This window comes from Lysinibacillus telephonicus (assembly GCF_003966145.1).
Classification (GTDB): Bacteria; Bacillota; Bacilli; order Bacillales_A; family Planococcaceae; genus Ureibacillus; species Ureibacillus telephonicus.
Window position 1 is genome coordinate 1 of sequence record NZ_RXNR01000002.1, and the last position, 26,712, is coordinate 26,712.

Consider the following 26,712-nt stretch of genomic DNA (forward strand, 5'->3'; position numbering starts at 1 on the left):
TACGAGTTCCATATTCAAATCACTAGATAGCTGGATTAAAAGAAGATTAAGGATGTGTCTATGGAAGAATTGGAAGAAACCTCAAACAAGAGTCAGAAATCTTACTCGGTTGAAAGTTCCTTATGGAAAAGCATACGAGTGGGGAAACACCCGAAAAGGGTACTGGCGCATTTCTAAAAGCCCCATATTACACAGAACCCTCGGCAATTCCTATTGGGAAAGCCAAGGGCTGAAAAGTCTGAAAGTTCGTTACGAAACTTTGCGTTATTCATCTTAATTGAACCGCCGTATACGGAACCGTACGTACGGTGGTGTGAGAGGTCGGGAGTTAATCACTCCCTCCTACTCGATTTTTATAAAAACAAATTCTTCATTTTCGCTAACAATTCATCCGCAGATAACAGCTTTTCCCCACCGCCTTGAATGATATTGTCATTTCCTCCACCCTTGCCATTTATAAGAGGAAGGATTGCGCTAGAGACATCCTTCATACTTTTTTCTATATTTGCTCCACGTGCTGCAATAAATTGAAGCTTATCATCGTTGTCTGCAACAAATAATGCAACTGCCATACTGTTTTGAGCAGTAATTGCTCGGCCAAGTTTTTGTAAATCCTGGATTGTTCGATCTTTATATGCAGCTGCAATGACTCCATCTTTACAATTTGCAGCAAGTTCTTTTGCTTCATATTCTAATAACTTATTTTGAGCATCTTCCAATGCCTTTTCAGTTGCTTTTACTCCGTTTAGCACTTTTAATAGCGCCTCTGCAGAATGTTCTTCAGGCACGCTTAATTGACGTGCTACATTCGATAGTACGTTTTTCCTCATTCCCAACTGATCTAATACTCGTTTCCCACATACAAACGAAACACGAGTGTTTTTCTTCATTTTTTCAGTTCCTAATATTTTAATGGCGCTTACTTGTCCAGTCGAATTAGGGTGAGTACCACCACAGCCGTTATAATCGTAGTCGGGAATAATGACTAAACGTATATCTTCATCAACTGAAACGTCCTTGCGTAATTGGTAATTTGAAAGCTCTTCTTTTGTAACCCACTTTGATTCAATTGGACGATTCTCTAGTATAATTTCATTTGCTCGTTTTTCTGCCAAAACAAGCTGCTCTTCTGAAACAATTTCTGTATCTAAATCAATCGTTACTAGCTCATTTCCTAAATGGAAGCTGACAGTAGCAAAATCAAAAAGTTCTACAAAGGCTGCAGTTAATATATGCTGCCCACAGTGCTGCTGCATATGGTCAAATCTGCGCTCCCAATCTAGAACGCCTACTATTTCACCATCTAAAGAACTTATATCTCCCTCTACATAATGCCGTATCTCCTCTTCAACTTTTTCAACATTAATTACACGAATATCATTAATAAATCCTGTATCATTTGGTTGCCCACCGCCTGTTGGGTAAAAAGCTGTATTCGAAAGTACGATAAATGGGCGATTATAATCTATTCCCGTACGTATTACTTGAGCAGTAAATTGTTTTATCATGGCATCTTGATAATAAAGTAAATCTTTCATAATTTTCCCCTTTCTGTTCAACGTAAGGATTCTGGAAGTAATTTAAAAGTACAATAAATTTTATATTAAGAGTTTGTAACTTCCCCCTATATTTTCACTAAATGCAGTATGATTGCTTTGAATCTAGCTCTACATATTGAATCACGTATTAAGTAGACTTTCACAAAACTCTTAGTAACATTTTGGCATAGAAGTGTATTACTGTCACGAAGGTAGTAAATAATCCGTAAGTCATTTTATTTTTAAATACTTAAATAGTATTGTAAAATACTTAAGTGCAAATTATGGTAATTTTTTGAACGTTTTACCTAAAAGTTGGCTCGAAAAAGGAGAAATGTAGATACTTAGGAGTGATTTTGGTGAAAAAATATGTGATTATATGTACCTATATCCTGTGTGTTTTTGTTCTTTCCGCTTGCTCAGGTACAGACGAAAACACGGAAGATGATCGAGTGAAAATTGGTATCATGTTATCTGATGCAGGTTTAGGAGATCAATCATTTTCTGATCTAGGATTTGCAGGTCTGGAAAAAGCACGTGATGAATTAGGAATTTCGTTTGATTATCGTGAACTGAAGGATACTAAGACTTATGAGCAAGGTCTTGAAGAGTTGGTCGAAGAGGGAAATGATTTAATAATAGGGCTTGGTTTCGCTATTCAGGAAGCAATGGAAACAGTGGCTGAAAAATACCCAGACACAGAATTTTTAATAATTGATTCCCAATCAGATTTACCAAATATTAATAATATTACATTCAAAGAAGAAGAAGGATCTTTTTTAATTGGTGTAGTAGCTGGGATGAAAACACAAAGTAATGTTGTTGGCTTTGTTGGAGGAGAAGATGCACCTCTTATACATAAATTTGAACAAGGGTTTATTAATGGAGTAAAAGCCGTTAACCCTGAGGCACAGATACTTTCCAAATATGCAGGCACTTTTGGAGACGATAAATTAGGTGAAAGTATTGCAAAAGAGATGATAACAGCCGGGGCTGATTATATTTATCCAGCTGCAGGCTTTACAGGAGTAGGGGTTTTACTTGAGTCACAGCGTGCAGGAACCTATTCCTTTGGAGTTGATAGTGACCAATTTTATCTAGCAGAGAAATCTGTTGTGTCTTCTATGGTTAAACAGGTTGATGTCGCTATTTACGATACGGTAAAAGAACTCGTTGAAACAGGGACTATTTCTGAAAAAAATAAAGTACTAGGATTCAAAGAAAACGGTGTAGTAATTGCCCCAATAAGGGTGATAAAGCTTTCAGAAACTGAACAAAAAACATTAGATCAGTTTACAGAAGGAATCTCAAACGGATCAATTACAATACTAGACTAAGAGGCGGAAAGTAAATGAAATTAAAATATAAAATATTACTTCTATCCATCGTTCCTCTGTTGCTTTCTGCGTGTATTATAGGATTTAATATAATTCAATTAATGACTTTAAAATCCTCAACAGAGGAAATTGTTGATTCACTTGTTACGGTTGAAGAATTAAATAGTGCATCTAAAAGTCTTCAAAAATCTTTAAGTGCTTACGCTCTAAATCTAACTGAAAGCAACAAAAATGATATTGAACAAGATTTAAATTCGATTCAAAACATTCATAAGCAATTAATGCCTACTTTAACTACTGTCGAGCAACAAGCATACGCTGAAAAAATATCGAATAAGTATGAAGAAATTCTTAGCCTTTCGACTCAAGCGATTAATGAGAACAACCAAGCAGAAATAAAAAGACAGTCATTAAGAACAAAGGGCTTAATAAATGATGTTATTGAGCTTAAAAGAAATATATCCTCTCAATATGCAAACATGCAAGCCGAACTGCAACATAATATCGATAGAATCATCTTTATATCCATTTTGTTAGTTGCTATTCTTTTAGCTGGAAGTATCTTCTTCGTATACTTCCTTACAAATCGGATTGTTAAAAGCATAAGCAAAGTAACGAAAAATGCAGAGGAAATTGCGAATGGAAATTTAGCAATCAATCTAGAAGAGGAAACATCAAAAGATGAAATTGGTTCTCTACAAAACTCATTTAAACACATGACAATGAATTTAAGAGAAATCCTATCACATGTATATGATAGTTCAAGTCAAGTGGCTGCTTCGGCAGAAGAGTTAATGGCGAGTGCTGATGAAACAATGAAGGGCGCAGAATTGATTTCTGCATCAATTCAACAAGTATCCAATGGTGCTGAGAAGCAGGCTGTTATGTCTGAAGAGTCTGCCCGCTCTGCACAACGAAGTATACTAGCTGTCAGTGAAATAACTGAAAACGCTAATTTGGCACAAAAATTATCAATATCTACTAGCGACAAAACAAAACAAGGCTCAAGTTATGTAAAGGAAACTGTCTCTCAAATGCAAAGAATTAATGAATCTGTAAAAGAGACAGACGCTGCATTGATTAAGTTAAATAATCAAACAAAAGAAATTGTACAAGTTTTAAGCCAAATAACGGAAGTAGCAGACCAAACGAATTTATTGTCACTTAATGCAGCGATTGAAGCTGCAAGAGCAGGAGAAGCAGGAAAAGGGTTTGCAGTTGTAGCCGATGAGGTAAGAAAACTAGCAGATCAAACAAGAAGTTTAGTTTCTAACATTACTGAAGTTGCAACCCAAATAGATATTGATACAGAGAAAACGGTTCATTCTATCAATGATGTAAAAGAACGTGTAAATTCAGGTTTGATAATTGCTTCTGATACACAAACTACATTTGAGGAAATTCTTACAGCAGTTGAACAAGTAAACATGCAAGTAAGCAATATAACAACAATATCAAATAAAATCCAATCAGAAGTGTCGAAAGTATCTACACATGCTTATGAGATGTCAAACGTATCTAAAGCTACTTCAGATAACTCTAATTCTGTAGCGGCTACATCAGAAGAACAGCTTGCATCTATGGGGGAAATTACGGGTGCGGCTGATTCATTGGCCAATCTCGCAGAGGAACTGCAAAAAAGGTTATCAAAATTTACAATTTAATAAATATTTGTGTATGATAAATGAGGCGTAAGGCCAAAATAGAATCTCTTAAAGTAATAAGAAGGGGCTTGTTTATGGAAATTACACAATTTTCGATTGAAGAAATAAAAGATCCAACCAACATTATTGAAGGAAAACGTTATGAATTTTTGCTAGATGTTGAAGTGGACGAAGAAGATGAACTATATTCTGCTGCAGGTATTGAAGTTCGTGTTTTAATAGGACAAAAGCCAGATGGGGAAACTTACATCTTAAACTATTTCATTATTGATAAAGCGGAAAATGAATACTTAGATTTTGCGCTTGAAGATGAAGAAGAGGTAATGATTTTAGGGTTCTGTCGAGAACAATTAACAAGTGAAGAAACAGAATAAGGATACCAAAAAGAGGCACAGCATTTTGTGCCTCTTTTTTATGTTAAATGATTGCGATTGAAATTCCAGTGTAGAATCACTCGTTTAAAACAGTGACAAAAATTAGCAGCGCAGCATTTAATATTTTTATCCCAAACTTAAATTATATTAAAATGTTATTTAAAGCCCATAGCCTAATTTCCATTATAAGGTTATATTTTAAGAGAAGTGTTTTTTTAGGGAGGGCTTGAAAATGCTTTTAAAACGTAGTAAGTGGTTAACATTTGTAGTCGCATTCGCCATTTGTTTAAGTCTATTTACTTTACAAGCAAAGGCAAAAATTGTTTCAAAGGAATTCACCGATGTGCCAAAAGACAAGCCATACGCAAGTGCTGTTTATGATCTTGCCGAGCGAAATATTATTGGCGGATATAAAGATGGTACTTTCAAACCAGAAGCAACTATCACGCGCGGTCAAGCAGCAGCAATTATAGCAAAACTATTAAACCTTGATACTAAAAATGTAAAAGATCCAGGATTTAAAGATGTGTCTTCAAAACTTTGGAGCTATGGAGCTATTGCTGCAGTATCTGAAAAAGAAATTTTCCGTGGATATGCAGATGGCAGATTTGGACCGAATGATCCCATTACTCGTGGGCAAATGGCATCTATTTTAATTAAAGCTTTTGAATTCCATTATTATAACGCTGATTATCAGGATTCCCCTTTTAAAGATATAGAGAGATTAGAGAGTCATAAAGATGCAGTATATACGCTTTATAAGTTAGGTATAACTTCTGGTACAACACCAACAACATTTAGTCCAAATAATCCGATTACTAGAGCACAAGCAGCAGTTCTAATTACAAAAACGGAAAGGGCTCGATCAGCAACAGTTACATTAAATGTAAAAGATTATGGCTGGTCCAAATTTAGAGAGTACGAAGATTATCATGATCGCTATAGACCTGAACAAAATGAAGAAGAAATTATTCAAGTAATACCAAGTAATACGAATGCTAGATTACTTCAAATCGTACCGGTAAAAGTTGGAACTCAAAAGCTTTCTATTGCTGGTCTGAAGGTGGATGCAACAGGTAGCGAGAGCAGGGTATATAAAAAATACTATGTCCACGTTACAAAAGATAGCAGTCAACTAAAAATTAATTTTGAAGAAACAGAAGATGTTTTACCGACAAATGTTGGATTAAATGCTAAGAAAGAATCTATAGAAAAAATTTCGCTCTCAACGATGAATGGAACGATTTTAAACGACAATATGGAGTTTAAAAACTGCAAATATATGGGTTCTGATGAAACTTGTATTACGTTAACTGAACCTGGTGAATATATTGCAACTGTTAAGTATGTGAATGGTACACAAGTTCGCTATGGCATACAAGCAACCGTAAATTCATCTAGTTTCTACTTCGGCACAAGGTTGCTTGAAGAAAATCAAACTGTTACGGTGGATTTAAGTGAAGATAAAGGTGACTTTAGTGAATATGAAATAAAAAATACTAATGGTAGCGATGTTATAAAATTCACTCGAGAAGGTAATTCTGATATTTTCCATATCGAAGGGGTGTCGGAAGGGAATGTTTATATAGATTTTCCTAAAAACGACGAGGGCAAGGAAGGATTGCTAGGTTTAAACATTAATGTTCAAAAAATTGGTTCAATTATTCATGTTGTAGTCAATCGCGATTACTATGATCCATACCATTAACAAACCAATAAGTATATTTCACAAGAAATAGACTTTAAAAAAGTAGATTAGTGTATGAGCAACGTTTATTAGAAATATTTAAATAACCCAGCTGCCATTAAGTCAGCTGGGTTATTTCACGTATAAGGGAGCTTTCCGCTATGTAACATAACAGGATTATAGCTCAAAGCAATCATACTGTATTTAATAGAAAAAAAGGGATGATTTACAATCTCTTAATATAATCTTTATTGTATCTTAAATTTTTTGAAAAATTCTTACATTACATTAATAATTTTAGCTTAATTACTCATATTTCTCTGACCTTCCCCATATAATTTTCAGATTATTTCTATATTATGATTCTTTTTATATAATTTTAGAAAAACAACTGTTATAATACTGTTGTAAGTAATATAATCTGTATTATCACAGGTTTTGAAGTAACATAGGTTTGTCATTTTTCTTTAAGGGGTACTCGTTTAGTTCATTAAAGGGGATGGGAATATGGCGATTTTAAAGGGGTTAAAAATACTTGATTTTACTTCAGTACTACCTGGTTCGTTAGCGACAATGATGTTTGCTGATTACGGGGCGGATGTGATTCATATAGAATCTTCTCGTCGGGTAGATTTAATGAGAATTATGCCGCCATATGATGAACATAAGGAGTCCTATATTCATCAATACTTAAACCGTTCAAAGAAATCGCTTTCATTAAATTTAAAAGAGCCTGAAGCGGTTGAAATTGTGAAGAACTTGATTCTTGAATATGACATCATAGTCGAAGGATTCCGTCCTGGAGTTATGCAGCGTTTAGGATTGGACTATGAATCGCTAAACTGTGTAAATCCAAGGCTTATTTACTGTTCCATCACTGGTTACGGTCAGACTGGTCCTTACCGAGAACGACCTGGGCATGATAATAATTATTTATCTATAGCAGGCGTGCTCGATCATTCGCGACTAAAAGGAAAAAAGCCAGTCGCGATGGGCATTCAAATTGCAGACATAGCAGGAGGGACATTGCACGCAGCGGTAGGGGTGCTTGCTGCGGCACTACATCGTGAACAAACAGGTGAAGGAAAGTATATCGATGTTTCTATGACTGATGCAGTATTTTCAATGAATGCATTATATGGACCTGCTTTTTTAGGAAGCGGCCATGTAGCTCAGCCTGAAGAAGAAATATTAAATGGCGGAACGTTTTATGATTATTATCAAACAAAGGATGGGCGGTATTTCTCAGTGGGAAGTCTTGAACCACAATTTCGCAAACTGCTTTGCGAGGCGTTGGAGATTCCCGAATTAATCCAAAGTACATTTAATGATTCAACATACACACAAAAACGATTTAAGGATGCAGTCAAAGACGCATTTCTATCTAAAACTTTTGTTGAATGGCTCAACATATTTAATAATGGTTTCCATGGTTGTGTAGAGCCTGTTTTGACTTTTGATGAAGCTTGTGAACATCCGCAAATACAAGCTCGCAATATGCTAGTAGATGTACCAGATCATAACGGAAATCTTCAAAAACAAATCGGAGCTGCAATTAAGTTTAACCAAGTAGAACCTACCTATAAATTCGTAGGAGCAAAACTTGGGCAACATACAGAAGAACTATTGCTAGAACGAGGATATTCAAAAGAAGAAATTGTTTCATTAAAGGATAGAGGGGTTTTACAATAAAAGAGTTTTAGGATCGTCTCATTTGAAATGGAGGCGATCCTTTTTACGTACTCAACTCATTTTTAACATAAACAGAAACAAAATCTCGTAAATTAATAAAATGCTCATCGATTTTAAAATACTTTTTATAAATTTCCATTAATTTTTCAAAAAGCTCATACTGCTCAGTTGCAAACAAAGATTTTAATATATTGCATACATGATTTGAAGTCATATTTGCAATTTCATAATATGGACTTCTCTCATCATAGTAATGCTCCAGCCATTCTTCTATGGATTGCAGCACATATTGAGGGGAATTATGAACAATATAAGCAATATCACGCTGCACAGTTGCTTCAATTCGATGAAGCAAGTCCTTATTAAACTGCTGAGCATTAAAGTATTCATAAATGCTGGTACAGGAAGCAATTTCATGTTGTTTAAGCAATTGAACGACTTCTGAAAATTGATTGCTTTGAACAAGTGCATCTATCAGTATATAAAAAACTTGCTCTAAATAGTTATTATCATACCTCTTTACAAGTGTGGTTGGTTCCGGTTTTAAATTCGGCAATACATCACTGTATTCTAATAGCAATTCGATTGCATGGTTAATAAGACGATCATTTTGAATTAACTGTTTTCCATATTTAATTATTTTTTCAGTATCGTTTTGAGTAGATGTTGTGATTGCCAAAATATATGTTAAAAGAGTTAATTCTTTTTCGGATAAAGCCCATTTGCCTTTTTCCCATGATTTAATTATGTCTTCAATTAATGAATTTAACTTTCGGAAATGTCTCTTTCCACCGTTATAATGTGATATGAGATTGAATAAATGAAGCTCTTTTAATTGAAAGGAACGAATATTTTCATTATCAATATATTTGATAAGTTGGTTAGTTATAATAACAGATTGGTTTAGTGTGTATTGTGTTTCTAATAAACCTTTAAATTGCTTCATAAGTTGTGTCGCATTTTGGATTGTATGTAAGGGTGTCTGCATAAAGATAGAATAGATTTTTTTAGTAAATAAAACATTCCAGAAATTAGAGTGCTCATTATAAATAATATGGACTAAATACTTTTTTCCAATTTGATATAAGTAAATTTGGTGTAGACCTCCGACTGCCTTTGAAAATTTAATCTCTTTTCCAAATACTAAGCCAATTAAGTTTTCAAATTTAAATGAATTATGTATAAGTAAATAGTCAAAAATAGTCTTTTTCGCTTGTGGTGATGAAAAAAAGGCTTTCAATCGGTCATTGGCATTTTCTAAATCGATTGATGTCCCTTGAATAGTTGCATGTAAAAATAAATTCACATCTCCCCAATAATTTTGAGCTGTAGAAAATATAAGTTTACTAGCTTTTTCTTTATTAACGAGAATAGAATTTGCGGGGAGGATTGCACCAAAAATATCGCTCCAATCCTCTGATAATCTACAGATAGCGTCCTCTAACGAGTGTCCTACTTTCCCTTTTGTTTCATTTAGTAGTTCATAATCTATTTTTAGCATAATGACACCTCTATCCATAAAAGAGAAATCTTACAAAAAATATATCAAAAATTTTTGAAAAATAAAATGTCCAGTCAGTGGATCCCCTCTTTACAGACATTTTAATTTAACTCTTCTTACTCATTAAAGTACTTGCAGCCAATAATGTTGCAATGTAAACAATAACTGTGAATATGATGCTTGAAGTTGGGAAACTGCCGGTATTCACGTAAGATTTTATTAAATTGATTGTAAAAAGTACTGATAAAAAAAGGCAAATATAAAAGTGTCTTTTATTTTTATTTCCTCTCATTTTTGCCACTCCATATTTATTATTTAATCCAATACTAACATCAGTAATGTGACAATAAAATTATTTTATTTTAAATAAATCATTTATGTAGGAAGTTACCAAAGTTCTGTTAAGTTAAAAATGATTTTATGCGGGCGGTTGAAAAAATTGTATTTTTTTCATATCTTTATCAATGGATAGTGGTTATTAACCGATATAATTCATATAGTGTGTTTTTTGGTAAAGATTCTATCACTTTAAATAGAAAATAACTTAAAGGAGGCTCTTAAAATGGAGAAAGGCAAGTTTAAGAAGCTGAATAAGGCAACTGTTGCTACCATTTTAGCTGCCAGTGGTGTCGCTGTAGTCGTTCCGCAGCCAACATTTGCGAATACATTTAAAGACTTAAACCCAAACGCCGATTATTATGGACCAGTTATGGAACTAACGAATCGTGGAATAATTAGTGGGTACTCAGATGGTACTTTCCGCCCTAATAGTATCGTTACACGTGGACAGGCAGCTAAGATGCTGGCTCTTGCATTAAAGTTGGATATAGAAAACGTAGTAAATCCAAACTTTAAAGACGTACCAACAAATTATCAATTTTACAAATATATTGCAGCATTAGTACAGGAAGGGTTAATTGATGGCTATTCAGATCAAACGTTTAGACCAGATGAGCCGATAACACGCGGTCAAATAGCTAAAATTCTAACATTAGGCTATCGTTTTAGTGTAGCAACAAAGCTAACTCATCACTTCGAGGATGTTCCAAGTAATAATAGTAATGCCTACTATATTCAAACATTAATTAACCTAAATATTACTAAGGGAGTCTCTCCAGTATCGTTTAAACCAAACGATCCTATTACACGTGGGCAGATGGCAACTTTCATTGTAAGAGCTGAAAATGCAGATGGTTCAGGAATGGCTGTAAATACAGTCGGAAAAATTGAAGGCAACAAAGTTTATATTAACTCTGTTCCATATTCAATTGATCCAAGTCTAACTTCAATCTTTAATGAAAGTAATGAAGCTATTCTAAAAGATGCATACGTAGAAGGTACGTTTAGTGGAAAGACAATCAAATCATTATCGAAGTTAACAATTAATGCTTCTGGTTCTGAAAATAGAAAGTTGCAATTTGATGGTAAAAACACAAGCTATAGTGGACAGCTTATAGTGAATGGCAACTATGTTGAATTTAAGAATTGGACATTATCGGGTACAGTAACGATAGGTGAAACACCTCGAAAATCATTAAGCTACTATACGAATAGATTACAAAATGTTCGTATTGCTAGTTTAAACGGGGTAGGATTTATTGATTGGACAAAACCAACAGAGCCAGAAGACAATGAGTTTTTAAATCCAGATGAAAATGAGCAGTTAAAAGATAAACCATCTAAAAATGGTTCATCAAAGGTAATTGATCGTATGCCGGTAATAGAAAGATATGTAGATTTTACAAACTGTACGGTAAATCGTTTAGTTATTGAACAAAATCGTACATATGTTACTGGTGATAAAAAGTTTGGCAGTATAACTGTGCAAAAAAACGTTGAACAGTTTGAACTTTATGCTGATGCAGAGACGATGTATATTGAAACAGACACTTCAGTTATCATGTATGGCTCTAGTGATATTGATAAAGTTTATAAAAATAGTTATTACGATGTATATTTCAATTCTGATAGCTACATCGACATATTAGCAGTAGACAATAGCTATGGTTGGATTGATATCGGTGACAATGCATATATTGATAAGGCAATATTGCCTGTAGGTAAAGGTGTTAACGATATTTTTGATGACTTTACCAATGACAGCGAAAACATCGGGGATATCGAAGACGAAAATGGTGACGATGTCGACAAAGACCCAGGTGATGATGAAGTAGCAGATAACACAAATCCAGAAATAATAGATTTAGACGTAATACCATCAGGTGATGGAGGAGAAGCTCAATTAACTGCCAATGAAAGTGGTACATATTACTATGTAGTGCGCAGTGCCGAAGATATAGAAAAAGGAATTCAATCGGCTCCATCAGTAAGAGAAATCATCGTTGGGGCAAGAGGTAGCGGTCAAGTTATTGAAGACCAAACTGCATTTTTTGAAATAACAGGACTTGAAGAAGAAAAGGAATATATTCTTTATGTAGTAGTAGTTGATGCTGCAGAAAATGTATCGAATGTAGAAAGTAAACCATTTACAACAACAGATGGAACGTTGCCTCAAGTAAATAATTTAACAGCTAGACCATTGCATGGTGGGCAGCGAATTGAGTTCAGCTTTAGACCTAGTGAGCCTGGGGAGTATTTCTATTACATCCGAATTAAATCGACTGCACCAGATCCGACAACAGAGGATATTATTCGAAATCCTTATGGAAGAGGAACGATTAATAGTCTGACAGATTTAGAAAATGGATTTGTTACAGATATCGCTTCCGGTTTAGCAAACAACACAGAGTATGAATTATATGTTGTGATGAGAGATAAGTGGGGGAATATTTCAAATGATCCACCACAGAAAGCAACTGTAAAAACAGGTGATTTAGATAATACACCACCATTTATAGTGGATGGAAAACTTAATGTATTAAATTATGAAGAAAATACGTTTTATTTTGAAGTAAGTGAAGAATTAGACCCGGAAACGGCACAAAATACTCAAAATTACCTCTTATCAGGAACGGGTATTATTAATACAAGTGGACAGGAAGAAATTTATCCTGAGAAAGTTGTTTACGATAAAACGAATAATCGAATCATTTTAACTATTCCTTCATTAACAGGTTTTGTAAATGGAGATAATTTAATTGTGACAGTGCTTCCGAGCGTAAAAGATATTGCCTACAATGACTTTGAAAATACAAGCAATGTCCATCCAACGGCAACGCCTAGAAACAGAGCGGAATATATTCATTCCGATACATTGCTTCCAGTGTTAACGTTAATAGGTGAACCGGAAGTGAATCCTTCTAAGACAGCGGCATTAGTAACGTATCGTGCCAATAAAGCTGGGACTTATCACTATGTAATTATGGAATCAGGCATCGACCCATCAGCTATTGATGGACGAGAAATGATTAAAGCAATTCAAGACAATGCAACAACCTTAAATGTGACGTCTGGTGATACTGTTGTAGGTATAGACATTGTTGGAAGCAACGGAAATAACCCGGCACAGCTCGGAGAACAGACAGTTAATATTCCATTCCCAAATAGAACGGCTTTAAATCCTTATAAGAGCTACGATTTATATATCGTATTACGAGACCGTTCTGGGAATATTTCGCAAGTACGATCTACACCTCTTATTGCCGATGAGCTGCCGCCAACGATTACTGGGGTAGATGTTAAAGTAAATGAAGGGGATCGTTCTGCTGTACTTTCCTTTACATCAACTGAGATGGGTGAGTATTACTATCTTGTTAGAAAAGAAGGAGAAGACCCGGCTTTACCAACAGATGAAGATGAATTAAAGGCTTATATTTTAGAAAATGGTAATAAACGAGAAATGCGAGAGTTAGGAAACAGTGTTTCTCTGAATGGGCTAGACCCACACGAAGACTATATGTTGTATTTAGCTGCAAAGGATGTATTTGGCAACGTTACAATATATAAAAACCATAGAGTAAATAATCAAGGTAAAGAATTACAACATGATGGCTTAATGGCGTACAAATTCTATACAGATGGAACTGCTCCAAAAATCGGTGAGGTAGTAAGAAAATTATCCCGAGCAGAATTTGAAGTAGTAAATAACCCGGCAAGCTTAAGTGGAACTGGTAACTTTGAATCTGTAACATATGAAGAGAATAAAACATTCTTAGTAACATTCTCTGAATCGATTATATTAGATGACCCAACACAGAGCTTCTTTGTTATCAGAGATGAAGATGGTAATCCAATTGATAAGACTAAATATACGTTTGTATTTGAAGACTACTATGATGAAACTAAACCGAATACGGTAAATTCTCCAAAAAATACTTGGAGTCCTAGAAGAATGATTATTAAATTCAATGAAGAAATGAAAAGTAGCTTTAGTGTCGTAATTGATGCGAACGCAGTAGATATTAACAAACCAGATGCATTTGGTGGAAATAATAAATTTGAAGGTAATACTCCACTTGGTAACAATGCAATAGGACACTATAAATATCCGACTACTACAGCGAATAATGAAATCCTTGCTGGAGCATTAACAGGAAATATTACATCAGTAGGTAATTATAAATACTCTAGTACAATGGATTTACTAGTTCAAATCAATACAACTTTAGATTGGAAGCAAACATATTACTTTGCTGTGGCAAATGTTAGTGCGCAAGATTTAACTGCGGATGATATTATTAGAGTTGTTGATAAGGGTACGACGATACAGGGTGTTACAGCAGGTGGTAAAGATGAACTGGATGTAAGTACAATTAGTGAGGGAAGCTTCGTACTTCACCTTAAAACACCAGTTTCAGGTCAAGTATTTACTACAGGACAAAAAATCTATCTGTTAACAGTTGACCAATACGGTAACGTTGTAATGGCTATGGATAGAGAAAATAATCAAAATAATTATATATTAATTACTGCACCATAATTTAAAGTAAGAAGGATGTCCAAAAGTAAAAAACTATGGAACATCCTTCTTTTATTGAATAAATTGGAGTGGTGATATAAAATTTCCATATGTAGTATAAAAAACTTAAATTTAGAGGAAAATACTATGACCTACTTATCTATGATTTTCTTCCAAATTGTCGCCCCAATCTTAGTGCTTTTAGTTATTGGAGCTGCTTTACAGAGAAAATTTCAATTTAATTTAAAGGCGATGTCACACTTAATTACATACTGTTTTATGCCGGTTACTGTATTACTAAACATATATGAAACGACTATTGAAATGAGTGTTTTAGGGCAGGTTGCAATATTTATTCTCCTATTAATTGGAAGTCAAATGCTTCTTAGTCATTTTATTGCAAAAATACTCGGTCTTAATCGCATGGAATCTGCAGTTTTCAAAAATAGTGTTGTTCTAATTAACTCTGGAAATTATGGAATTCCAGTTGCTCAAATGATATTTGCTACTCAGCCAATCGGTGTTGCCATTCAGGTAATTCTAGTGATCTTTCAAAACATAACTACATACACATATGGTTTATATAATCTAATTTCTGCAACAAAATCAGGTATTGAAATTTTAAAAGACTTTATTAAAATGCCAATTCTCCACGCACTTTTATTGGGTGTTATTTTGAATGTCTTGAACTTCGACATTCCTCAAACAATACGAATCCCACTCGATCATATTTCAGATGGATTTGTTGCCGTTGCATTAATTACACTTGGTGCACAGCTTTCTCAAATTGAAATAAAAACTATGTTAAATAAAACTATTTTAATCAGTTGTTTTACAAGATTAATAGTGGGGCCTTCTGTTGCCTTATTAATAATTTATATATTAGGACTTGATGGAGTAGTAGCACAATCACTTTTAATAGCAAGCTCATTTCCAACGTCTCGCAATAGCTCAAGCCTTGCACTTGAATATGATATTGAATCGAATACAGCTGCGCAAACTGTATTGTTCTCAACAATTGTTAGCTGCTTAACAGTAACGTTTGTAATTTACTTATCTACAATGCTCTTTGGATAATAATAAAAACGCTTCGTAATTCATATTGAATTACGAAGCGTTTTTTTGGATTGGATATCAATGAAAATAAATCGTTAATTATTGACCTACTTTAGTTAGGTATGGATTTGAAAGGTCCATTCCGTCTAAAGTTAAGCCCATAGCTTTTGCTACGCCTTCACCATATGCTGGATCAGCTAAGTAGCAGTGTAGGATATGGCGGCGTTTAATAAATTCTTCTACGCCTTCCATGTTTGCAGCAGTGTTTTCGAATAAACGTTGTTGTTCTTCTGCTGTCATTAAGTTAAATAACTTACCTGGCTGTTCGAAGAAGTTATTATCATCTTGGTTAAAGTCGTAAATATCAGCTGGACCATCTAAAGCAAGAGCTGGGTCTTTGTATTGTGGTTGAGCTTGTAACGCACCATAGCTGTTTGGATAGTATGATAAATCACTTCCGTTGTTGCCATCAACACGCATTGCGCCATCGCGGTGGTAAGCGATGAATGGACAACGTGGTTTGTTTACTGGAATTTGGTAATGGTTTACACCTAAACGGTAACGAGTTGCGTCTGCATAAGCAAATAAACGAGCTTGTAGCATACGGTCAGGTGAGAATGAAATACCAGGAACTACGTTGGATGGAGCAAATGCAGCTTGCTCAACGTCTGCGAAGTAGTTTTCTGGGTTTTTATTTAATTCGAATTCACCAACAGGAATTAATGGATATTCAGATTTGTACCATACTTTTGTTAAATCGAATGGGTTATCTTTGTGATTACGAGCTTGTTCTTCTGTCATCACTTGGATATACATTTTCCATTTAGGGAAATCGCCGCGCTCGATTGCTTCGAATAGGTCGCGTTGTGAAGATTCGCGGTCTTCACCGATTACTTTTGCAGCTTCATCGCTAGTTAAGTTTTTGATACCTTGTTCTGTACGGAAGTGGAATTTCACATATACGCGCTCACCAGCTTCGTTTATCATTGAGTATGTGTGAGAACCGAATCCGTGCATGTGACGGTAGCCATCAGGAATACCACGGTCGCTCATTACGATTGTTACTTGGTGTAATGCTTCCGGTAGACTAGTCCAGAAATCCCAGTTGCTATTAGCGTTGTGCATATTAGTTTTTGGGTCACGTTTAACAACGTGGTTTAAATCTGGGAAGTGTAATGGATCGCGGAAGAAGAATACAGGTGTGTTGTTACCAACTAAATCCCAGTTGCCTTCTTCAGTGTAGAATTTAAGAGCGAAACCACGGATATCGCGTTCAGCATCAGCTGCACCACGCTCACCAGCAACTGTTGAGAAACGAGCGAACATTTCAGTTTTCTTACCAACTTCAGAGAAGATTTTTGCTTTTGTATATTTCGTAATATCATGAGTTACAGTGAAAGTACCAAATGCACCCGAACCTTTTGCGTGCATACGACGTTCTGGAATAACTTCACGGTTAAAGTTAGCTAATTTTTCGATTAGGAAAACGTCTTGTAATAGAATTGGGCCGCGACGACCAGCTGTTAATACATCATCGTTGCTTACAACTGGAGCACCAGTAGTAGTAGTTAAACGTTGATTGTTTTTATTTGTCATATATGTACCTCCTAAAATTTAATTTTTAACCTCTTCGAAAGTCAGTATAACAAATCTAAATCATAATATCTACTAAATTATAATAATTCTTTTTAAGAAGTTTATATCCTTTACTAAATATTTTAAAAGTAATGCAGAATAGTAAAAAGATGTTTTTGCTTTTCTGGATAGTGTCTTTCTTATTAATAGGGAAAACGTTGTCTGATAATGATTTTGTCGAGGAGAGTCGAAATCTGATTGTAAATTTTTTGTTTAAAATTTTAAAGAGGTTTTTTTATAAATTTACATTTTCAATAAAAATATTAAATTCTTATTGAAAATTTATAGTTCTAATTGAAAATGAACCTTGTAGAAATACCAGGGTCATTAATATTAAATAAAAAACTAAAAGATTTATAACTTAAGCTCTATTGTTCAATTAATAACCTTTTAATTTTTTGAGAGGTCACCCAGCAAATTAATTATTATGAATAATCTATGTCATATATATAAAATACATCTTTTTTCAGTATTAAATATCATTGATATAAGGAAATTCAGTAATCTAAAATTGAGATAACGGGGGATTGATAATGAATATACAGGAGACATCTGAATTTCTAAAACAGTATAAAGAAGAATTGGGTCTTTCCGATGAATGGTATGAAAATAGAATGAAAGATATACGAAGTGACAGCGATTATTATCCAACAACTGAGGAATTAACATTCGGTGCAAGAGTTGCTTGGCGTAATAGTAATCGATGTATTGGAAGACTCTTTTGGAAGTCATTATATGTATTTGATGAACGCGAATTACAGACAGAAGAAGAAATATATATGGCACTTCTTCGCCATATAAACTTCGCAACTAATAATGGAAAAATAAGGCCGACAATAACTGTTTTTAAGTCAAATGCAGTGCGTATATGGAACTGCCAATTAATTCGATATGCAGGATATGAAACGGAAGGTGGCGTTTTAGGAGATCCACATTCAATTGAATTCACAAAAATTTGCCAACAATTAGGTTGGCAAGGAGAAGGAACAGGGTTTGATATACTGCCTCTTGTAATTCAAATAGCAGAAAATGATCCGAAAATTTTTGACATACCAAAAGAATACATATTAGAAGTACCAATTCGCCACCCTCATTATGAAAAAATGACGGATTTGAATTTGAAGTGGTATGCAGTACCAATAGTATCAAATATGAAATTAAGCTGCGGCGGCATCGAGTTTCATGCAGCCCCGTTTAACGGATGGTATATGGGTACTGAAATTGGGGCTCGAAACTTTGCTGATATTGACCGTTATAATTTACTGCCCAAAGTAGCTGAAATAATCGGACTTGATACTAACTCTAATATATCGCTTTGGAAGGATAGGGCGCTTGTTGAATTAAATGTTGCTGTCCTGCATTCATTTAAAGAAGCCGGCGTAAGTATTGTAGATCACCATACGGCTGCTCAACAATTTAAATTATTTGAACAACAGGAAGAAGATAATAATCGTCAAGTTACGGGTAATTGGTCTTGGTTAATTCCACCAATGTCTCCAGCAGCAACACACATTTTCCATAAGCCGATTGCAAATATTATTAAAAAGCCTAATTATTTTTATCAAAAAAGGCCTTATTAAAAAAGCTATTTAAAAGTAATAAAGAACTTTTAAATAGCTTTAGTTTTTATTTTTTATTTAAGATCATATCAATTAATTCATCTCGATCAATTAAATAAACGTCATTTGTCATAGCTAATTTTTCTGCTTGTTTTGTAAAATAGCTATTTGTTGCAACCCAAGCCTGCGTAGCATCATACATTTTTAATGCACCGACAATTTCTTGAACAGCTTTTACCCCAACAGAACCAGAGTACCTCTTTGCTTGTACGACGATAATTTCTTCTCGGTCCTCTAATATTAAATCTGCGCCATAATCGCCGGAAGCCTTTGTGTACGATACTTTAAACCCACGCTTTTTAAAAAGATGGCCTAAATATTGCTCAAATTCTTCCCCAGACATTGCATCGATTTCTTTAATTCCTGCTTTTCTTAATCTTGCATAGCCTCTCGTTTTACGCCAAATTTTAAAGCTAATAACAAAGAGAATGAATAAAACAATAGCGGCAATAATACCATTTATTGAATTTGTATAATACCAACCACCGTATCCGACTACGGAAATTATTAATAAAGGAAAAAAACGAATTCGCTTTTTCTTTTTTTCTTTGCGTTTTCGCAAACTGCTTAACCCCTTTTATTTTTACTCATATATCCCTATTTAACGTGAAGCAAGGCCGACACCTTAAAATGCCTTACCGTCAAAGCGGGACTGTTTCACTAACAATCAGTAGAGGATGAAGAGGTCCCCCTTGATTGAAGTTTTACTTTATTTTATTGTAACATAAAAAGGGTACATATGTTTGTGTTATAGATATCGATTTTTCGCACTAATATAGGCTGAAACAAACAGTATCATTGATGCAATAATAAATATTATATTTGATGTGTTCCAGCTTCCTGTTACATCATGTAAATATCCGAATAAAACTGGTCCAACTGCTGCAAGTAGGTAGCCAATAGATTGGGCGAAACCTGAAATTTGCGCAGCTTCATATGCTGTTTTTGTTCGTAAAGTAAACAGCATTACAACAACACCAAATGATGCGCCTCCACTAACCCCTAAACAAATCATCCAAACAACTGTTAAGTCTGTCCATTTAAAAAAGAGTCCAGTTAATCCAATTAAATAGAACAATGTGAAAAAGATGACGATTGGCCGCTGCGATTTCAATTTCTCTGCAATAATTGGAATAAGAAAAGTCATTGGGATTTGTGACATTTGCATAATTGAAGCCATCCAGCCAGCCTTTTGCGCACTCATTCCTTGTGAAATTAATATTTCAGGTAACCACGCAGTGAAACTATAAAAAAGTAGTGACTGCAATCCCATTGAAATTGCAATTGCCCATGCTAACGGCGTTTTCCAAAGCTTCTTCTCCGCCGGTTTTGTACTATCGCCGGAAATGGCAGTTAAATCAACTTTTTGTCCCCGCAGAAGCGGAATCCAAGCAATCAGTGTAATTGCTGTTAGAATAATTGAAAAAGAGAGGGCACCTTGCCAGCCAAAAGAAGTACTAGAAGCTATTGGATTGCTGATTCCTAACGCTATACTAGCTGATATATTCATTGAAACTGTGTAAATTCCTGTTAAAAGACCTACGTGAAGTGGATATTTAAGCTTAAAAAGACTAGGTACTAACACATTTCCAAAAGAAATGCCAATACCTATCAGAACAGTGCCTAAAATTAAAAAAGAAGTAGTGCCTAGTGAACGTAAAATAATGCCTAACGTTAGTAAAATAACTGCATAAAATAATGTTTGCTCCATTCCGAATTTACGTGAAATTCGAGGAGCTAGTGGTGAAAATACTGCGAACGCCAATAACGGAATGGTCGTTAAAAACCCGGCAAGTACATTTGAAATGTTAAGTTCATCACGTATAATTGAGATTATTGGTCCAACTCCCGTTAAAGGAGTTCTAAGCGTAGTAGCTAGAAAAATAATTGCAATGACAAAGAAGACCGTTGTTGAGCTTATATTTATTTTTTTATTTTGATGAGTTGTTGTTTTAACAGTAGACATATGTTGCCTCCAAATGTATCAAGTAAATAGTAAATAAACTCATTCCATGATAAACTATGAAACGAACCAATCTTAATCATACAACTTCAAACTGATTTGGGATAGTGTTAATAATCATTAAAAATACCATCTTAAGTTAGATGGTTTTTATTTTTTACTGATTAGTAAAATTTAAAAATTTTTAATAATGTCTAGCTCCAGCGCCCAGCCCCTTGAGGTCGCGGTCTGCCCTCGGTCGAAAGCTGGAAAGATGCTTTCGATTTGGGCCCTCCGACGTACAGGGATGTACAAGTGCCGACAATGCAACAGGACGTGGCGTTCTTGTCGGCCAGCGCTTGTCGGGGCTAAACAAATTTATTCTGCATCGAAAGCGATAGCGACAGATGCAGGGCGCTTGCGCTTTTCTAAGTTAGTGTACTTCAAAGGAGATTTCAACATGAATGACACAAATAATAAAAAACAAGAGCAAGGTCTAAAAAGGGGATTAAAAAGTCGCCATATTACAATGATTTCACTAGGCGGGACAATTGGGACAGGCCTATTTTTGGCTAGTGGTGCTTCGATTGCACAAGCCGGTCCTGGCGGTGCTCTTGTTGCTTATGCATTAATTGGTATTATGGTGTACTTTTTAATGACAAGTTTAGGAGAAATGGCAGCTTATATGCCAACGTCGGGTTCTTTTAGTACGTATGCAACAAAATTCGTCGACCCTGCATTTGGCTTTGCGATGGGGTGGAATTACTGGTACAACTGGGCAATTACAATTGCAGCAGAGATTTCAGCAGTTACACTCATTATGAAATATTGGTTTCCAAATAGTTCTTCTGTACTTTGGACAGTACTATTTATCGTTGTTATTTTAACATTCAACCTATTATCTGTAAGAGCCTATGGGGAAAGTGAATATTGGTTTGCCATGATAAAAGTCGCAACGGTCATTGTATTTATCATCGTTTCATTTTTAATGATTTTTGGGATTTTAAGTGGCCATGATCGAATTGGCTTTGAAAACTTCTTTGTTGGAGATGCGCCATTTAATGGTGGGTTCTTAACGATTTTTGGAATTTTCTTAGCTGCAGGTTTTTCATTCCAAGGTACCGAGCTTTTAGGGATAACAGCAGGTGAAACAGACGATCCAAAGAGAAATATTCCAAAGGCTGTTCGATCAGTGTTTTGGAGAATATTGCTTTTTTATATTTTAGCTATTTTAGCAATTGGCTTATTAATTCCCTATACTGATTCAAGACTATTATCTGAAGATATTGCCGTATCTCCATTTACAATAGTATTTGATAAATTAGGAGTTGCCTTTGCTGCTTCAGTAATGAATGCGATTATTTTAACGGCAATGTTATCAGCAGGTAATTCAGGACTATATGCATCTTCAAGAATGCTATGGCAGCTAGCTGTAGACGGCAAAGCTCCAAAAATATTTGCTAAACTAAGTAAGCGTGGCATACCGGTTTATGCATTACTTGCTACATTAGCTGTAGGGTGTTTAGCATTCTTGTCCTCCTTCTTTGGAGATGGCCTCGTTTACATGTGGCTTCTAAATGCTTCCGGCTTGTCGGGCTTTATTGCTTGGATTGGAATTGCTATTAGCCATTATCGATTCCGTAAAGCGTACGTAGCACAGGGTCTTGATATTAGCCAGCTGCCTTATAAAGCACCGTTAGCTCCATTCGGATCACTATTTGCATTTGTTGTGTGTATGATTGTTATTATTGGACAAAACTACACTGCGTTTATAGGAGATTCAATTGATTGGTATGGCGTAGCTGTTTCTTATATCGGTATTCCGCTGTTTTTAGCACTTTGGCTAGGATATAAAATAAAATATAAAACAAAAATTGTTCCACTAGAAGAATGTGATTTAGAACATCACTAAAAAATCTCGACAAAATTCGAAATTAGAATTTTGTCGTTTTTTTATTTAAGAAATAGGTAAAATGATATCAATTATTAAATCAATACTTGGTATAATGGGGATAATAGTCTGCAGTCAATAAGATTGATAGGTAAAGGATGTCGAGAATATGACAGTTTCAATGGGATTTTATAAAGTAATTAAACAATGGGTAATAGATAGTGAAACCGGGAACATAACATTTCAACCTTTTCAAGCTGACGGGAATCCTTATAAATCAAATGTCTTTTTAGTTGGTGCAAGCCCAGAGGTGAATTTGGAAATTGCTATGAATAACTTAAAGCTATATGTTGATTCTTTAGTAGATGGAAAGCTATTTCAAGAAACTTTTACACAGGAACTGCAAGGTGCAAGCCGTGAATATAAAGGCAGTTTGAACTTCGTTTCTTGGATGAAAGAACGATATAACGAAAATGTCGTCTTAACAAATGTGAATTGCCTTTCTACTGAGAATGCTCAAATGTTAAAGCAAATGAAAAAACAGGAACATCCATTATACAAAAGAGGATTGCAAATTTTTGAAGAAGTGCTAAATGAATTTGCTCCAGAAATTGTTATTTTGCAAGGATCTTCTGCATATAAAGCTTTTATTGAACATTTTGGAGATCGGTTAATCGATTTTGTAAGTACAAACGATACAGTTCAGCAACTAGAACAAAAGGGTGTACTCGCCAAGTTTCCGTTAAAGAATGGAAAAAATATAAATATTATTGTAAGTAGGAGTATGAGTTATTTTGGAAAAGAAGGTAACTCTTTTGGAAAATTTAAAGCTACTATCAACCGAATATTACAGTGAAATATTTCCTGAATCATATTAATTTTACGTGAAAAGCGAACAATTTTATTAAAAGATACACGTTTTGCTCCTAATTTCCGAATAATTTGAATCGTTTTATTATTTAATATGTTATTGCAATCGACAAAATCCGTGTTTATAATGGGAACATTCTTAACAAAATATTTAAATTAAACAGCTTTAGTTTTACATTAGCTGGTAAAATATCACTCATATAATGGCGGGAATATGGCTCGCAAGTTTCTACCGACTTACCGTAAATAAGTCGACTATGAGAGAAAAAGTTTAGATGGCGGATGTCCTATTATTGTTTTTGGACGATTTGTTTTCTATTTACTTTCGAACATACACTCGAAAGACTTGTTCTACTCATAGAGGTGGAATAAGTTTTTCGAGTTTTTTATTGCCAAAAAGGATTTTCTGAAAGGAAGGGCTTCAACCTATGAAATTGTTAAAAGATAAAATCATACAAGAAGGAAAAGTATTATCAGATACGGTGTTAAAAGTGGATACTTTTTTAAATCATCAAATTGATCCACAACTGATGAAGGAAATTGGAGAAGAGTTTGCAAACCGATACTCAGATGAGGTAATAACAAAAATATTAACGATTGAATCGTCTGGTATTGCTCCAGCTACGATGTTAGGTTTAGTCATCGGTGCACCAGTTGTTTTTGCTCGTAAGCGTAAATCATTAACATTAGCAAACAATCTTTATTCATCAACTGTTCATTCTTTTACAAAAAAGGAAACAAATGAGATTTCCGTTTCAAGAGATTTTTTAACAGCTGACGATAATGTATTAATTGTCGATGACTTCTTAGCAAATGGAGAGGCAGTAAAAGGGTTGTTAGATATTGCAAAGCAATCAGGTGCAAAGGTAGTCGGTGTAGGAATTGTCATTGAAAAAGGATTTCAACGAGGTGGACAATTACTTCGAGAGCAAGGTATTCGAGTTGAATCATTAGCAAGAATTAAGTCTTTAGATAATGGACAAGTAGAATTTTTAGATTAATTAACTAGATTGATAGCCTAAATTAGGAGGATTTTTTGTGAAAAACGCAAAATCATTTACGCTTGGTATTCAACATTTACTTGCAATGTATGCGGGAGCTATTTTAGTACCTATTATTATCGGTGGATCGTTAGGCTTTAACTCTGAACAAATGACATATTTAGTTGCGATTGATATTTTAATGTGTGGTATTGCAACATTGTTACAAGTTATGAGAGGGAAAATATTTGGGATTGGACTACCTGTCGTACTAGGCTGTACTTTTACTGCTGTAAGTCCGATTATTGCCATTGGGACGGATAAGGGCGTCGGAGCAGTTTACGGAGCAATTATTGCTTCAGGTTTAATCGTTGTATTAATTTCAGGCTTTTTTGGTAAATTGGTTAAGTTTTTCCCACCTATCGTAACGGGTTCTGTTGTAACAATTATCGGGATTTCTTTAATTCCTGTTGCGATAAATAATATGGGTGGTGGACAAGGGGCAGCAGATTTTGGTTCAGCTCTTAATATTACTCTAGCATTACTTACGTTAGTATTTATCCTAATTGTTTATCGTTTTACAACTGGATTTGTTCGTTCGATTTCTATTTTATTAGGTCTTGTTTTTGGAACAGTAATTGCTGCTTTTCTTGGAAAAGTAGATTTTACACCAGTTGAAGAAGCATCTTTGCTTCATATGGTTCAACCGTTTTACTTTGGTACACCAACATTTGACATTAGTGCGATTATTACGATGACGTTAGTAGCAATGGTTTCATTAGTTGAATCATCTGGTGTTTATTTTGCATTAAGTGATATTACAAAAACTCCTGTTGAATCGAAGGATTTATCTCGTGGTTATCGTTCAGAAGGTTTGGCATCTATTATTGGCGGTATTTTTAATGCATTCCCATACACTACTTTTTCTCAAAACGTAGGGTTAATTAAAATGACAGGGGTAAAGGAACGCAAAGTTATTTTTATCACTGGAATTATGCTGGTAGCGCTTGGTTTCTTACCTAAAGTAGCAGCTTTAACAACAATTATTCCAACTGCAGTGCTTGGCGGTGCGATGCTTGCGATGTTTGGTATGGTTGTAACGCAGGGGATTACAATGTTAGCTCCTGAAATTATGCGTTCGCCGGAAAATGCAATGATTGCGGCAATTGCAGTTGGTTTAGGTGGAGGCGTTGTTATGGTGCCTAATATTTTCGAGGTATTGCCTGCAAGTCTTTCTGTTTTAACATCAAACGGGATTGTATGTGGTTCATTAACAGCAATTTTATTAAACATTGTATTTAATATGATTGGACCAAAAAAAGAAGATCCAATGCATACACAAACTATTCAGGCTGAATAAACTTTTCTAAGACTGTCTTGTAAGCAACATTACAAGATAGTCTTTTCTTTTGTATACTAAACTCTTTGTAACGTTCTGTAAAATCCATTCGTCTACTTTGTATCAGGGGTATTTTTATAAGTAAGAATGGGGTGTATAGCAATTAAAAGGCAAATTTGTCTTGTTACTTTTGTTTTGATTGTGATAATAAACATTTTAACAAGCTGTAGTCATCAAGTAGATGAACTAGATAGTAAACCTATAACTTCAAGTATTAAAAGCCCAGATTTTACGCTGCAAGTGACAGCACCAATGAACGTAAAAGCAAAAGAAGAATTTAAAGTGTTTGTGAAGTTTACTTATGAAGGTAAAAAAACAAAACTCCTTCAATATTCAGGAGACAAAATAAACTTTATTCTTTATAACGAAGAAATGGAAGTATATTATGAGTCGGGTTATCCGGATATAGCGAATTTAGAAAATGTTCAACCTGGAGACATTTCTCAATTGGAAGAAAGCTTCATATTAGAAAAGGGAAAATATTATTTAGCTGTAAGAACATCAAGTTTGTCTTTAGATGGAATTAGTATTAAGGGCGTTGGAAATGAAGATTATATAACAGAGGATGTGTCACCTCTCAAACTACGAATGGAGGAAAGTAAAATTACTCTTGGACCAATTGTTATTGAAGCTTATTAAAGGAGAAAAACGAGTTGTTTTTCTCCTAAA

The 26,712-nt window shown here is 34.7% G+C and carries 19 protein-coding genes and 1 riboswitch; of the genes, 14 read left to right on the forward strand and 5 right to left on the reverse strand.

Features of this window, described 5'->3' with window-relative positions; all coding sequences use genetic code 11:
- Positions 1-277: group II intron maturase-specific domain-containing protein (locus EKG35_RS00690; RefSeq protein WP_281274571.1), on the forward strand; the 277-nt coding region annotated here is incomplete at its 5' end.
- A gap of 76 nt (positions 278-353) precedes the next feature.
- On the opposite strand, the gene EKG35_RS00700 is transcribed toward EKG35_RS00690, so the two are convergent.
- A complete protein-coding gene (locus tag EKG35_RS00700) occupies positions 354-1,538 on the reverse strand; it encodes an alanyl-tRNA editing protein (protein ID WP_126292387.1) in 1,185 nt (394 codons plus the stop codon).
- Between the two features lie 359 nt (positions 1,539-1,897).
- Between EKG35_RS00700 and EKG35_RS00705 the strand changes: the two genes are divergently transcribed.
- The 5 genes from EKG35_RS00705 (at position 1,898) to EKG35_RS00725 (ending at position 8,292) form a co-directional block, all read left to right on the forward strand.
- Positions 1,898-2,875 (forward strand): BMP family lipoprotein, encoded by a 978-nt coding sequence (locus EKG35_RS00705; protein ID WP_246020121.1) that lies wholly within the window; start codon positions 1,898-1,900, stop codon positions 2,873-2,875.
- 14 nt (positions 2,876-2,889) lie between these two features.
- Positions 2,890-4,539 carry a methyl-accepting chemotaxis protein gene (locus EKG35_RS00710; protein WP_126292388.1) on the forward strand — a complete coding sequence of 550 codons (1,650 nt, stop codon included), beginning with the start codon at positions 2,890-2,892 and terminating at the stop codon, positions 4,537-4,539.
- Between the two features lie 74 nt (positions 4,540-4,613).
- Complete coding sequence (locus EKG35_RS00715; protein WP_126292389.1) at positions 4,614-4,913, forward strand: DUF6509 family protein; 300 nt, start codon at positions 4,614-4,616, stop codon at positions 4,911-4,913.
- 232 nt (positions 4,914-5,145) lie between these two features.
- Positions 5,146-6,621 carry an S-layer homology domain-containing protein gene (locus EKG35_RS00720; RefSeq protein WP_126292390.1) on the forward strand — a complete coding sequence of 492 codons (1,476 nt, stop codon included), beginning with the start codon at positions 5,146-5,148 and terminating at the stop codon, positions 6,619-6,621.
- A gap of 486 nt (positions 6,622-7,107) precedes the next feature.
- Positions 7,108-8,292 (forward strand): CaiB/BaiF CoA transferase family protein, encoded by a 1,185-nt coding sequence (locus EKG35_RS00725; protein ID WP_126292391.1) that lies wholly within the window; start codon positions 7,108-7,110, stop codon positions 8,290-8,292.
- 43 nt (positions 8,293-8,335) lie between these two features.
- Here the strand turns inward: EKG35_RS00725 and EKG35_RS00730 are convergent, their stop codons facing one another.
- Positions 8,336-9,793: a hypothetical protein gene (locus EKG35_RS00730; RefSeq protein ID WP_126292392.1), complete on the reverse strand. Its 1,458-nt coding sequence runs from the start codon at positions 9,791-9,793 to the stop codon at positions 8,336-8,338.
- A gap of 562 nt (positions 9,794-10,355) precedes the next feature.
- Here EKG35_RS00730 and EKG35_RS00735 point away from each other — a divergent pair.
- Positions 10,356-14,672 carry an S-layer homology domain-containing protein gene (locus EKG35_RS00735; RefSeq protein ID WP_126292393.1) on the forward strand — a complete coding sequence of 1,439 codons (4,317 nt, stop codon included), beginning with the start codon at positions 10,356-10,358 and terminating at the stop codon, positions 14,670-14,672.
- Between the two features lie 126 nt (positions 14,673-14,798).
- Entirely contained in the window at positions 14,799-15,728 is a 930-nt protein-coding gene (locus tag EKG35_RS00740) for an AEC family transporter (RefSeq protein WP_126292394.1), read from the forward strand.
- A 78-nt stretch (positions 15,729-15,806) separates the two neighbouring features.
- Here the strand turns inward: EKG35_RS00740 and EKG35_RS00745 are convergent, their stop codons facing one another.
- The gene (locus EKG35_RS00745; protein ID WP_126292395.1) at positions 15,807-17,303 is read right to left on the reverse strand and encodes a catalase; all 1,497 of its coding nucleotides are present in this window, start codon (positions 17,301-17,303) and stop codon (positions 15,807-15,809) included.
- Between the two features lie 572 nt (positions 17,304-17,875).
- On the opposite strand from EKG35_RS00745, the gene EKG35_RS00750 reads away from it, so the two are divergent.
- A complete protein-coding gene (locus EKG35_RS00750) occupies positions 17,876-18,922 on the forward strand; it encodes a nitric oxide synthase oxygenase (protein ID WP_126292396.1) in 1,047 nt (348 codons plus the stop codon).
- Between the two features lie 46 nt (positions 18,923-18,968).
- Here EKG35_RS00750 and EKG35_RS00755 read toward each other — a convergent pair whose 3' ends face one another.
- Together EKG35_RS00755 and EKG35_RS00760 are read right to left on the reverse strand one after the other, a co-directional pair.
- Positions 18,969-19,523, reverse strand: a complete 555-nt coding sequence (locus EKG35_RS00755) for a restriction endonuclease (protein ID WP_126292397.1) — start codon at positions 19,521-19,523, stop codon at positions 18,969-18,971.
- Positions 19,524-19,709: 186 nt separating this feature from the next.
- Positions 19,710-20,927, reverse strand: a complete 1,218-nt coding sequence (locus tag EKG35_RS00760; RefSeq protein WP_126292398.1) for a CynX/NimT family MFS transporter — start codon at positions 20,925-20,927, stop codon at positions 19,710-19,712.
- 436 nt (positions 20,928-21,363) lie between these two features.
- Between EKG35_RS00760 and EKG35_RS00765 the strand changes: the two genes are divergently transcribed.
- From EKG35_RS00765 to EKG35_RS00785, 5 genes are all read left to right on the forward strand, one after another.
- Positions 21,364-22,815, forward strand: coding sequence for an amino acid permease (locus EKG35_RS00765; protein WP_126292399.1), 1,452 nt, complete (start codon positions 21,364-21,366; stop codon positions 22,813-22,815).
- A 148-nt stretch (positions 22,816-22,963) separates the two neighbouring features.
- Entirely contained in the window at positions 22,964-23,650 is a 687-nt protein-coding gene (locus EKG35_RS00770; RefSeq protein ID WP_126292400.1) for a uracil-DNA glycosylase family protein, read from the forward strand.
- A 190-nt stretch (positions 23,651-23,840) separates the two neighbouring features.
- Positions 23,841-23,942: riboswitch (purine riboswitch) on the forward strand.
- A 150-nt stretch (positions 23,943-24,092) separates the two neighbouring features.
- Positions 24,093-24,665: a xanthine phosphoribosyltransferase gene (locus tag EKG35_RS00775; RefSeq protein ID WP_126292401.1), complete on the forward strand. Its 573-nt coding sequence runs from the start codon at positions 24,093-24,095 to the stop codon at positions 24,663-24,665.
- Positions 24,666-24,702: 37 nt separating this feature from the next.
- Entirely contained in the window at positions 24,703-26,004 is a 1,302-nt protein-coding gene (locus EKG35_RS00780; protein WP_126292402.1) for a nucleobase:cation symporter-2 family protein, read from the forward strand.
- Between the two features lie 174 nt (positions 26,005-26,178).
- The gene (locus tag EKG35_RS00785) at positions 26,179-26,682 is read left to right on the forward strand and encodes a hypothetical protein (RefSeq protein ID WP_126292403.1); all 504 of its coding nucleotides are present in this window, start codon (positions 26,179-26,181) and stop codon (positions 26,680-26,682) included.
- Positions 26,683-26,712: the final 30 nt, after the last annotated feature.

Bases quoted from the DNA above. Each gene is read 5' to 3' on its own strand.
- EKG35_RS00700 (WP_126292387.1), bottom strand. From the start codon at position 1,538: ATGAAAGATTTACTTTATTATCAAGATGCCATGATAAAACAATTTACT.
- EKG35_RS00710 (WP_126292388.1), top strand. From the start codon at position 2,890: ATGAAATTAAAATATAAAATATTACTTCTATCCATCGTTCCTCTGTTG.
- EKG35_RS00715 (WP_126292389.1), top strand. From the start codon at position 4,614: ATGGAAATTACACAATTTTCGATTGAAGAAATAAAAGATCCAACCAAC.
- EKG35_RS00720 (WP_126292390.1), top strand. From the start codon at position 5,146: ATGCTTTTAAAACGTAGTAAGTGGTTAACATTTGTAGTCGCATTCGCC.
- EKG35_RS00725 (WP_126292391.1), top strand. From the start codon at position 7,108: ATGGCGATTTTAAAGGGGTTAAAAATACTTGATTTTACTTCAGTACTA.
- EKG35_RS00730 (WP_126292392.1), bottom strand. From the start codon at position 9,793: ATGCTAAAAATAGATTATGAACTACTAAATGAAACAAAAGGGAAAGTA.
- EKG35_RS00735 (WP_126292393.1), top strand. From the start codon at position 10,356: ATGGAGAAAGGCAAGTTTAAGAAGCTGAATAAGGCAACTGTTGCTACC.
- EKG35_RS00740 (WP_126292394.1), top strand. From the start codon at position 14,799: ATGACCTACTTATCTATGATTTTCTTCCAAATTGTCGCCCCAATCTTA.
- EKG35_RS00745 (WP_126292395.1), bottom strand. From the start codon at position 17,303: ATGACAAATAAAAACAATCAACGTTTAACTACTACTACTGGTGCTCCA.
- EKG35_RS00750 (WP_126292396.1), top strand. From the start codon at position 17,876: ATGAATATACAGGAGACATCTGAATTTCTAAAACAGTATAAAGAAGAA.
- EKG35_RS00760 (WP_126292398.1), bottom strand. From the start codon at position 20,927: ATGTCTACTGTTAAAACAACAACTCATCAAAATAAAAAAATAAATATA.
- EKG35_RS00765 (WP_126292399.1), top strand. From the start codon at position 21,364: ATGAATGACACAAATAATAAAAAACAAGAGCAAGGTCTAAAAAGGGGA.
- EKG35_RS00770 (WP_126292400.1), top strand. From the start codon at position 22,964: ATGACAGTTTCAATGGGATTTTATAAAGTAATTAAACAATGGGTAATA.
- EKG35_RS00775 (WP_126292401.1), top strand. From the start codon at position 24,093: ATGAAATTGTTAAAAGATAAAATCATACAAGAAGGAAAAGTATTATCA.